This is a genomic window from Polaribacter sp. IC066 (assembly GCF_007997085.1).
In the GTDB taxonomy this organism is placed as follows: Bacteria; Bacteroidota; Bacteroidia; order Flavobacteriales; family Flavobacteriaceae; genus Polaribacter.
In genome coordinates, this window is the sequence record NZ_VORR01000094.1 from 1 (window position 1) to 5,519 (window position 5,519).

Annotated in this window: 6 protein-coding genes and 1 pseudogene; 6 read left to right on the forward strand and 1 reads right to left on the reverse strand. The window is 27.5% G+C overall.

Annotation, left to right across the window (positions count from 1 at the left end):
- The first annotated feature begins 145 nt into the window (after window positions 1-145).
- The 6 genes and pseudogenes from ES044_RS17735 to ES044_RS17760 all read left to right on the forward strand — a co-directional run bounded on the left by ES044_RS17735 (window position 146) and on the right by ES044_RS17760 (window position 4,309).
- Window positions 146-1,147: a tetratricopeptide repeat protein gene (locus tag ES044_RS17735; protein WP_147120755.1), complete on the forward strand. Its 1,002-nt coding sequence runs from the start codon at window positions 146-148 to the stop codon at window positions 1,145-1,147.
- A 158-nt stretch (window positions 1,148-1,305) separates the two neighbouring features.
- Entirely contained in the window at window positions 1,306-1,593 is a 288-nt protein-coding gene (locus ES044_RS17740; RefSeq protein ID WP_147120754.1) for a hypothetical protein, read from the forward strand.
- 16 nt (window positions 1,594-1,609) lie between these two features.
- On the forward strand, window positions 1,610-2,152 hold the full coding sequence (locus ES044_RS17745) for a hypothetical protein (protein WP_147120753.1): 543 nt from the start codon (window positions 1,610-1,612) through the stop codon (window positions 2,150-2,152).
- A gap of 196 nt (window positions 2,153-2,348) precedes the next feature.
- Window positions 2,349-2,807, forward strand: a complete 459-nt coding sequence (locus ES044_RS17750) for a helix-turn-helix domain-containing protein (protein ID WP_223269283.1) — start codon at window positions 2,349-2,351, stop codon at window positions 2,805-2,807.
- Window positions 2,768-3,601, forward strand: a pseudogene (locus tag ES044_RS17755) (IS3 family transposase); the annotation flags it as partial. The gene ES044_RS17750 and the pseudogene ES044_RS17755, both read left to right, overlap by 40 nt.
- Before the next feature lie 240 nt (window positions 3,602-3,841).
- Window positions 3,842-4,309 carry an SHOCT domain-containing protein gene (locus ES044_RS17760; protein ID WP_147120765.1) on the forward strand — a complete coding sequence of 156 codons (468 nt, stop codon included), beginning with the start codon at window positions 3,842-3,844 and terminating at the stop codon, window positions 4,307-4,309.
- A 185-nt stretch (window positions 4,310-4,494) separates the two neighbouring features.
- Here the strand turns inward: ES044_RS17760 and ES044_RS17765 are convergent, their stop codons facing one another.
- The gene (locus ES044_RS17765) at window positions 4,495-5,055 is read right to left on the reverse strand and encodes a hypothetical protein (protein ID WP_147120766.1); all 561 of its coding nucleotides are present in this window, start codon (window positions 5,053-5,055) and stop codon (window positions 4,495-4,497) included.
- Between the last annotated feature and the right edge of the window lie 464 nt (window positions 5,056-5,519).

A 5,519-nucleotide genomic window follows, 5' to 3' on the forward strand; every position in this document is an offset into this window, starting at 1 on the left:
CCGTACAAAATTAATTGCTTTGTCTTGGTTTACTTACGAAAGTCCTCGTGGGCTCTCTTGGTTTGTGTTTTATTTAGTAACTTTATTGCTTAACCACAGCAACAAATCTTGTACAATTACGTTGGCAACAATACCAAACAAACCTATGAAAAAAGCATTTATATTATTTTTAATAACAATATTTACAATTAATGTTAATGCACAAAAGGATTCGCTTTCTCTTACTAAACTGCAATCAAAGCAAATTGAGTTAGAAAATAAAATTTCTCAAGTAAGACAAAATCAATTGAATTACAAAATTGAAAAAGATTTACTCAAAGAAACTTATTCTACTAACTATGAAAGAATTCAATCAATAATTACTCTAATTTTAGGTGTTTTTACAGTTTTAGGGTTTTTAGGTATTAGAAGTATTTGGAATCTTAAAAAGAACTATGAAACGGAACTGAATGATTTAAGAACACTAAAGACAGAGTTTGAAAATGACTACAATAATCTAATTGGTAAACAAAATACACTAGATAAAAAGATAGAGGCTATTGATTCTATAAATCAAGAACAGGATTTAAAACTTAAAATTCTTGATATTCGAGAAAAAACAGATGATTTAATTAGTAAAAGACAATATTTACAAGCATTAGAATACATTACAGTTGGATTAGAGATAGACTCAAAAAACACTGATTTAAAGCATTCTAAAGCATTTATCTTTTATAGATTACGGAAATACAAGGAATCAATTAAATTACATCGAGAAATACTCAAAATTGAACCTAAAAACACAACTTCTTTATTCGATTTAGCAGAATTACTTCTTATAATTAAACATAATGAAGAATTTAAGGAGTTTAGGAGTTCAAACGAAAATGAATTAGGGTTAGATTCAGAAAACCCTATAACTATATATCTAGATGGATTATATAACTACAACATACAAAAAACTGATTTACTAGAAAATAACATATCAACTATATTAAACTCAATGGAAACTGATGAACGCAAAAAACATTTAGAATGGGACTTCGCTGATTTAAGATTCGCTATTAAAGATGAGGAAAATAATAGTTTAAAAGAAAAAATAGTTGGGTTCACGAACTTATTAAGTGGCACTTGGACAAAAAAGAAATATTTGGAAAGTATTAATTAAAAATAAAGTACTGTTGCCAACACCGTGTATAAAAAATTGCTAAATTACTGCTTAACTAAAAGCTAGTTGCATTTTTGCGTACTAATGATTTTCCGTTGGAAAATCCTCGCACACAAAAATCGCAACTTTCAATACACAAACACGTTACCCAACATTAAATGAACTTAATAGAATTTATAAAAACCATTGAAAAAATTGATGAACAATCTATTCTTTATCTAAAAAGGATTAATGGACAGTTTACTTTCGAATCAAAAATTACAGTACTTAAAATATTAGAAGAAGATGAAGAAATGAAATCGAAAGATCTTGAAGTAACTGAAAAAGGTTTTGATTATTTTTTGGAAGTTTTTCTAATAAATGAAATTATTGAAGACTTGGAAAAAAACGAATCTGTGGAATCAAAATGTAAGAGATTAATTCATTATGCAGAATTCGATTGCTAACAAATAAACAAACAATTTGAAAAAAGAAAATCTCGAACAGGAATTAAAAGACGCAACTTCTTCCCTATTAGAAATGGTGAGAAATTCTTGTTGGAATAAAATTTCGAGCAATACGAGTTACATAATTTCGGAAATAATAAATGACGAGCAGATTTTTTTTGACAAACGAGTCAAACGTAAAAAGGAAAACGAAAAGAAAAAACCTGAATCGCTTGAGCAGATAACGGCTGAATTAAAAGACATTTATGAAAATCTGTACGATATAAACTTGTACGTATATAAAAGCAAAAATGAGAGTACAATAATTGAAATTCAGTACTATCCGAAATCATCACTTGAATCTGATTTTTACGAAACTGTAAAAGATAATAATCCAATGTTACATTGTAAAATCGGACTTCCACATTATCGGAAAAATGACAAAGAAAAATTTGATGTGAATTGGGAATTGGGTGGAATTCGTCACGAATGGAATAATTTTTTAGGGAAAATACGATATAAAATTTACGAATATAAACGTCAGAAAAACAATAAGTTGCGAAATAAAAACGTTGGGTAACACCGTATAAAATTAATTGCTGGCTTTTAGCTTATTTACGAAAGTCCAAACGGACTTTCTTGGTTCGTGTTTTATTTACTAAATTCACTGCTTAAAACACGCAACTAACCTTATACAAAAACGTTGGCAACTATAAGGGAAATGAAGCGTCCTGAAATAGGTTGACTAAAAATTAATCATTTAATTATAGTCACTTATGAAAACACAAAATGAACACTGGCGAAAAAAATCGTACCAAAAAGTAACACTCGAACTCAAATTATCTGTCGTTGACCAAATTAAAAATGGCCAAATTTCAACCAATTTTGCTTCCAAAAAATATGATGTTCCTAGAACAACTATAAACTACTGGCTCAAAAAATATAGTACTTTAGCTCTTCAAAATACTGGTATGAGTAAAAACAATGAAATTAAAAAATTAAAGGAGCGAATTGAAGAACTTGAGTTTGTCAAAGAATTTCAACAGGATATTATTGCTGATATGGAACTTATTACAGGAGTTGATATGGCAAAAAAGTCTTTACCCAAAACATTAGCAAAAGAGATAGAGCTAAAGAAGAAAAACCGTTTAAAAGAAAGTGGTTCTATGAATGTTTTGGGGTTAGTAAACAAGCCTTTTACAAAAGAGAAAAAGCAAAAGAAATTAAAGCAATAAACGACGATAAAATAATTATAATGGTCAAAGAATATCGTAAGAAAGTAGGCGCTAGAACTGGTGGAAAAAAACTCTACAAAGAACTTAAAAATCAGTTGATAGAACAAGAAATTGATATAGGTAGAGACAAGTTTTTTGATGTATTAAGACTTCATAATTTACGTGTCCCTAAACTCAAAAATTATGTAACTACCACAAACTCCAATCATCATTTTAAAAAATATAAAAACCTGATTCAAAACAAAGTACCTAACAGACCTGAACAACTTTGGGTAACTGACATTACATATATTAAAACAGAAAAAGGACACAACTATTTAGCAATTGTAACAGATGCATATTCTAAGAAAATTATGGGATATAAATTAGATGATAATATGAGGGTATCATTATGTATAGACGCTCTAAAAATGGCTCTAAAGAACAGAAAATACCCCTCTAAAAAACTGATTCATCATTCTGATAGAGGAATGCAATATTGTTGTACTGAATACACTCAGTTTGCTGAAAAAAATGGAATTATAATGAGTATGACTGAACAATATGACCCTTATGAAAATGCTATTGCTGAGAGAATCAATAGAACTTTGAAATACGAATATGGGCTTAGAAACTGTCTTAAAAATACCGATGTCGCTCAAAAAACAACAAAACAAGCTGTGTATATTTACAATAATTTAAGAACGCATTTTTCATTAGATCTTAAAAAACCCGAAGAAGTTCACAATAACCCAAATATTAAGTATAAATCATATAGAAAAAATAATGTAAATTTGACTGAACTAAAAATTTAAAACCAAAAGTAGTTCAAAATATTTTTTGCCTTCTAATCGGCTAAAAAAATAGTTTGAACGGTATAAAGTAACCTAAAAAAAGGTCAACCTATATCAGGACAATACATTCCTCCAAATCCTGTTTAAAGTAGGTTAAATAAAAAGCATCGAATAATAAGTTTAAATAATTTTCTTTATCTTTCATAATTATTAATTTCAGTAAATATAATAAAAATCAGTAAATTAACCGAAAAATTAAATATGGAAAATAACATTGGAATTGGGATTCTTGTTGCGCTGACATTTACATCAACAGTATTTGTCATAAACACAGAATACTATACGAAAAGTCAAAAAATAATATTGTATCTTCTATTCCTGTTTCCTCCTGCTCAATGGATTTTAGGTGCTATTTTACTATTATGGAACAAAGAGAATGATAAAACAGAAGGTTTTAATCTTTACAAATTTGATAACCAAATAGATGAACTCCGAAGTTTGAGGAATAAAGGGTTACTAACAGAGAGTGAGTATGTGTTAAAATCAAAACAAATTAGGGATAAAAAACAAACAATATTTTTTGAGCAGACCAAAGAATATAAAACTCTTAAAAAATTAAAAGACCAAAATATTTTAACAGAAAAAGAATTTCTAGAAAAAACAGAATTATTAAAATCTAGTTTGGGAAGTACTGTCGAAGCTAAAGAAGAATCACTTAAAGAAATATAGAAGTATGAAAGAAAAACCAACTTACGAAGAACTTGAAAAAATGATGGTTGAATCCGACAATAAAGCCGTAAAATTAGAGCAGTATGATTGAAGAAGATTTAGAGATTAGTTCATTATTCGTTGTAAGTTTATTTTTTGTTATAAGTTTATTTTTTATTTGGGTATGTTTAATTGGAGAGTCTTATTTACGTAATAGTTTGGAGAAAAGAACAAACTTTCTTGAAGATGAACTTAAAAGGCTCAATTCCGAAATAAGAAATGATAGAAGAAAAAATAACAAAAAGAGAGATACCTGTAATCTTTGAGATTTGTATTAATCTTTTAAAAAGAAATTCCCATCTTTCATTCGAAAGCTCTTTTACAAAACCCCCTTTATTCTCTATGAAAGAATTGCCTTTTGGTTTAATTGTCAAAAAATTGTCAAAGTTTTCAATATAATTCTCTTCAATTAAATAGTCACAAGACGAAATTAAGTATTCAAGAGAATAGTAATTGGGGTTTATTTTAACTGTGGCATATCTACCTAATAAAAACTCTTTAGAATCCCTTTTATATTTTTTCCCATTAATTTCTACGTGAAGTTTCTGAATATCTGTTTTAGGCTTATTTTTTAAAGTGTTGAGTATTTGATCATACTTATTTAATTGAGGATTTTTTGATTGAGTTTTCTTAAAGTAGTAATTTAAAATAGGTTTCCTAATTATATAATAAAGTCGTAAAAAGAATAATTTAATTTTCAACACCATAACTTGAATTTTTTAGCTAAATTAGTAAAATAAAGATGGAATTTAAAAATAGTTAAACATCGGAAAAGCAGAGAGTAAGAAAAACGTTTGCCAACACCGTATAAAAACAATAAGGGGTTCAATTGCCAACCTAAAGTAAAGGCATATTAATAAAAATCAATCGCACAACTAAATAGTAAGTTACAATCAAATCCCTTACTATTTTTATACAAAAACGTTGGCATACATTAAGAGGTAATATAAAATGACAGATAAGGAAATGACCATATTAAATTTAAAAATAAAGGAGGGTTTAATAGTTATTACGAAAGGTTAGAAAAAGACAAGGAAAGTGATATTGAGTTATCTAAAAAACAAAATGAAAGGCAAGTAAAAAAAGATAAATTATTAGATATTAACTTAAAAACTAAAAAGTGGATATTTATAATTTTATTAATAAATTTAATCATTACTATACTTGTGAA

Coding starts and splice junctions, on each gene's coding strand:
- ES044_RS17735 (WP_147120755.1), top strand. CDS start 146: ATGAAAAAAGCATTTATATTATTTTTAATAACAATATTTACAATTAAT.
- ES044_RS17740 (WP_147120754.1), top strand. CDS start 1,306: ATGAACTTAATAGAATTTATAAAAACCATTGAAAAAATTGATGAACAA.
- ES044_RS17750 (WP_223269283.1), top strand. CDS start 2,349: ATGAAAACACAAAATGAACACTGGCGAAAAAAATCGTACCAAAAAGTA.
- ES044_RS17760 (WP_147120765.1), top strand. CDS start 3,842: ATGGAAAATAACATTGGAATTGGGATTCTTGTTGCGCTGACATTTACA.
- ES044_RS17765 (WP_147120766.1), bottom strand. CDS start 5,055: ATGGTGTTGAAAATTAAATTATTCTTTTTACGACTTTATTATATAATT.